The following is a 4,598-nucleotide window of genomic DNA, read 5'->3' on the forward strand; positions in this document are numbered from 1 at the left end:
GCCGTCCGAGACGTTCGGCCGCGGGCGCCGCTGCCCCGGCGCACCCGGCGCGTCAGCGGTCGGGCGTCGGCACCGGCCCGGTGCTCTGGCGCACCCGCAGTGTGGTCGGCAGCCGCACGTGGGTCGGAGGTCTGGTCCCCCGCGCAGCATCGCGAGCAGCATCTCGACCGCGTGCGACCCGAGCTCGACGAGCGGCTGCGCGACCGTCGTCAGCGGCGGGGTGGTCGTGGCCGCCTGCGGGACGTCGTCGAACCCGACCACCGACAGGTCCTCGGGCACCCGGAGCCCGAGGGCGGCAGCCGACCGCAGGACACCCACGGCCGAGGAGTCGTTCGCGGCGAAGACCGCGGTCGGCCGGTCCGGCCCGGACAGCAGCGCGAGCGCGACCTCGGCCGACCGGTCCTCCTGGTAGCCGCCGTCCTGCACGAGGGACTCGTCGACGTCGAGGCCCGCCGCCACGAGGGCCCGCCGGTAGCCCGCCTCGCGGAGCTGCGCGGACGCCAGGTCGGGTCGGCCGCGGAGGTGTGCGATCCGGGTGTGCCCGAGCGCCACGAGGTGCTCGACGGCCTGGACCGCACCGCCCTCGTTGTCCGAGTCGACCGTGGCGTGGCCCTCGGGTCCGGTGTGCGGGTCGATGGCGACGACCGGGATCGACGAGGCGGACAGCGCGGTGCTCGGCGTCACGACGATCGCACCGTCGATGAGCGTCCCGGAGAGGCGTGAGAGCGAGCGGCGCTCCCAGCCCTTCTGCTCGGCACCGGTCACGAGCCCGGCGTAGGCGAGGAGTTCGTACCCGGTGCCCGTCGTGGCGCCCGACACCCCGCGCAGCAGCTCGGTCGAGAACGGCTCGAACTCGGTCACGAGGATGCCGACGACCCCGGTGCGTGAACTCCGGAGGCTCCGCGCGACGAGGGAGGTCTCGTAGCCGAGCTGCTCGACGACCTCCTGCACGCGGAGGATCGTGCCCTGGGCGACACCGTCGCGCTGGTTGATGACCTTCGACACGGTCGGGATCGAGACCCCCGCGGCACGCGCGACGTCCGCGATGGTGACCCGGCCGGCGCCGGGACGCGCGCCGATCGCCGTGTCCATCTGCACACCGTACCGCCGCTGCGGCCGCCGATCGGTAAAGAAAACGTTATCGATAACGATTGACAAGCCGTCTCGTGCCCTGGCACGCTCTCCGCAGCGGCAGTCGATGTCGCTGCGAGTCAACGACGACACTTCAGGAGTTCCACGATGACGAGGAAGATCCGAGCCGCGGCAGCCATCGCGCTGATCGGGGCCACAGCACTCACCGCCGCCGGGTGTTCGGCGAACAGCGACGCCTCGAGCGACGGCGGGAAGGTCACGATGACCTTCTGGCACAACTCAACGACCGGACCGGGGAAGGCGTTCTGGGAGAAGACCGTCAAGGACTTCGAGGCCGAGAACCCGAACGTCACCATCAAGATCCAGGCGATCCAGAACGAGGACCTCGACGGGAAGCTGCAGACCGCGCTGAACTCGGGCTCCGCCCCGGACGTGTTCCTCCAGCGCGGTGGCGGCAAGATGGCCGCCATGGTCAACGCCGGCCAGCTGCTCGACATCTCCGACTCCATCGGTTCGACCGCGAAGTCGCAGATCAGCGACGGGTCGTTCGCGGGCTACGAGCAGGACGGCAAGACCTGGGCGATGCCCGTCGACGTCAACCCCGAGGGCATCTGGTACAGCAAGGAGCTCTTCGAGAAGGCCGGCATCGACGGCACGCCGACCACGATCGACGAACTGAACGCGGACATCCAGAAGCTCAAGGACGCGGACATCCAGCCGGTGGCCGTCGGTGCGAAGGACGCCTGGCCCGCCGCGCACTGGTACTACAACTTCGCGCTGCGCGCGTGCCCCTCGAGCGTGTTGACGAAGACCGCCCAGGACCTGAAGTTCACGAACGCGTGCTGGAAGCAGGCGGGCGAGGACACGAAGGCGTTCTTCGACACCGAGCCGTTCAACGACGGGTACCTCACCACCGCGGCCCAGCAGGGCGCCGGGAGCTCGGCGGGCCTCGTGGCGAACCACAAGGCCGCCATGGAGCTCATGGGCGCCTGGGACCCGGGCGTGATCTCCTCCCTCACCCCGGACGGCAAGCCGCTGTCCGACCTCGGCTTCTTCCCGTTCCCGGAGGTCTCCGGCGGCAAGGGCGAGACCGGGTCCATGATGGGCGCGGTCGACGGCTTCTCCTGCTCCGCGAAGGCCCCGAAGAAGGCGTGCACCGACTTCCTCAACTACATGACCGAGAAGCCGGTGCAGGAGGCCTACTACAAGGCGTTCAACGCCATCCCCGCGAACAAGTCGGCGCAGACGGTCGTCACGGAGCCCTACCTGAAGAGCGTCCTCGAGGCGTACAACAAGGCACCGTTCGTCTCCAACTACCTGGACACCGTGTACGGCCAGAACGTCGGCAACGCGCTCAACACCAGCGTCGTCAACCTGCTCGCCGGCAAGGGGTCCGTCTCGGACATCGTGTCGACCGTCAACCAGGCCGCAGCGAAGGGCTGACACATGACCACCTCCGTCGCACCGCGCTCGAACGAGGCGCGGTCCGGGACGGGGCGTCGCACGGGTGGGGCCGACGGTTCGCCGTCGGCCCCGACCCGCCGGGCCCGCAAGGGCACCGACGTCCGAACCCGGGTCGAGATCGCCGTCCTCGCGGGCCCCGCGGTCATCATGTTCGTCGGGTTCGTCATCCTGCCAGTCGTGCTCGCCGCCTACTACGGCTTCTACAGGTGGCAGGGCTACGGCGCCCCGGTCGACTTCGTCGGCCTGCAGAACTACACGGTCATCTTCACCGACCCCGACTTCCGTGGTGTCCTCTGGCACAACCTCTTCATCGTCATCGGGTCGCTCGTCGTGCAGGGCCCGATCGCGATCGTCCTCGCACTGCTGCTCAACCAGCGCATCCGGGGTCGCGGACTCATCCGGGTCCTGATCTTCCTGCCCTACGTGATCTCCGAGGTGATCGTCGGCACCGGGTGGAGCCTGATGCTCCAGTCGAGCGGTGCGGTGAACGACCTGCTGCAGTCCATCGGCCTCGGTGCCCTGCGGAACGACTGGCTGTCGAACCCCGACATCGCGCTCTGGACCCTGCTCGGGATCATCTCGTGGAAGTACATCGGCTTCGCGGTGATCCTCTTCCTCGCCGGCCTGCAGAGCATCCCCGAGGAGCTGTTCGAGGCCGCCCAGCTCGACGGTGCGAGCTACTGGCAGATCCAGCGCCGCATCACGCTGCCGCTGCTCGGCCCGACCCTGCGCATCTGGGCGTTCCTGTCGATCATCGGGTCGCTCCAGCTGTTCGACCTCGTCTACATCATCTGGGGGCAGTACATCGCCTCCACCGCCGGCACCTCGACGATGGCGACCTACATGGTCGCGAACGGCCGACTGTCCGGCAACTACGGGTACGGCAACGCCGTCGCCGTGGTCATCTTCCTCATCTCGCTGGTCGTCGCCCTCGTCTACCAGCGGTTCGTCCTGCGTCGCGACACCGCCGGCGCCCTCACCGGGAAGGGCGACCGATGACCGCCACCGCCTCCCTCGTCGCGCCGAAGCGCCGTCAGCGGGACACCGGTCCCGTCCGGCGTGAGCGCAACCTCGGCACGTACTTCATCGCGCTGCTGTTCATCGCGGTGTGCGTCGGTCCGGTCGCGTACATCGTGCTCGGCGGGTTCCGCACCAACTCGCAGATCACGGCGAGTCCCGCCGGCCTGCCGAACCCGTGGCAGATCGGCAACTACGTCACCGTGCTGACGAGCGGCGTGTTCTGGCAGCAGCTCGGCAACTCCGTGATCGCCGGTGTCACCACCACGGTCGGCGTCGTCGTGCTCGGGCTCATGGTGAGCTTCGTCCTCGCCCGCTACCGGTTCCGCGGGAGCGGCGCGCTGTACTCCCTGTTCGCCGCCGGCCTCATGTTCCCGATCACCGTCGCGATCACGCCGCTCTACATCCTCGTGAAGGACCTCGGCCTCACGAACAACCTCGCCGGCGTCATCCTGCCGCAGATCGCCTTCGCGCTGCCGACGACGGTCATCATCCTCGTGCCGTTCCTCCGTGCGATCCCGGACGAGCTCGAGGAGGCGGCCGCGATCGACGGGGCCAGCCGTCTGGGGTTCTTCTTCCGCATGGTCGTCCCGCTGTCGCTGCCCGGCGTCGTGACGGTCGGCATCCTCGCGTTCATCGGCAGCTGGAACAGCTACCTCCTGCCGCTGTTCATCCTCAACGACGCGTCCACCTACACGCTCCCGCTCGGCGTCCAGGCGTTCGCCTCGCAGTACTCGGTCGACACGGCACGCGTGCTCGCGTTCACCTCGCTGTCGATGATCCCGGCGCTGGCGTTCTTCGCGGTCTTCCAGAAGCGCATCGTCGGCGGCCTCACCGGGGCGGTGAAGGGGTGAGCGCCCTCGGCCCGACGACGGAGGCGACCGACGGCGAGGCGGCGACGGACGGCCAGGAGGCGCGCCCCGCGTCGACCACGTCCCTCGCCACCGCGACCGGCGGCGGCCCGGAGGCGCGGGGCGGGTCCGCACCGCGTCTTCAGGTCGAACGCACCCACCTGCCGGACGCGG

Annotated in this window: 4 protein-coding genes; 3 read left to right on the plus strand and 1 reads right to left on the minus strand. The window is 69.4% G+C overall.

Annotation, left to right across the window (positions count from 1 at the left end; translation table 11 throughout):
• Window positions 1-1,092: LacI family DNA-binding transcriptional regulator (locus tag I59_RS05840; RefSeq protein WP_261976529.1), on the minus strand; the 1,092-nt coding region annotated here is incomplete at its 3' end.
• Window positions 1,093-1,239: 147 nt separating this feature from the next.
• On the opposite strand from I59_RS05840, the gene I59_RS05845 reads away from it, so the two are divergent.
• Genes I59_RS05845 through I59_RS05855 form a run of 3 tightly spaced genes read left to right on the plus strand, consistent with a single transcriptional unit; the run spans window position 1,240 to window position 4,427 of the window.
• Window positions 1,240-2,535 carry an ABC transporter substrate-binding protein gene (locus tag I59_RS05845; protein WP_022903064.1) on the plus strand — a complete coding sequence of 432 codons (1,296 nt, stop codon included), beginning with the start codon at window positions 1,240-1,242 and terminating at the stop codon, window positions 2,533-2,535.
• Window positions 2,536-2,538: 3 nt separating this feature from the next.
• Window positions 2,539-3,555 carry a carbohydrate ABC transporter permease gene (locus tag I59_RS05850; protein WP_022903065.1) on the plus strand — a complete coding sequence of 339 codons (1,017 nt, stop codon included), beginning with the start codon at window positions 2,539-2,541 and terminating at the stop codon, window positions 3,553-3,555.
• A complete protein-coding gene (locus I59_RS05855; protein ID WP_022903066.1) occupies window positions 3,552-4,427 on the plus strand; it encodes a carbohydrate ABC transporter permease in 876 nt (291 codons plus the stop codon). Before I59_RS05850 ends, I59_RS05855 begins: the two co-directional genes overlap by 4 nt.
• Window positions 4,428-4,598: the final 171 nt, after the last annotated feature.

Origin of the sequence: Curtobacterium sp. B8, from assembly GCF_000333315.1 — a bacterium.
Classification (GTDB): Bacteria; Actinomycetota; Actinomycetes; order Actinomycetales; family Microbacteriaceae; genus Curtobacterium; species Curtobacterium luteum.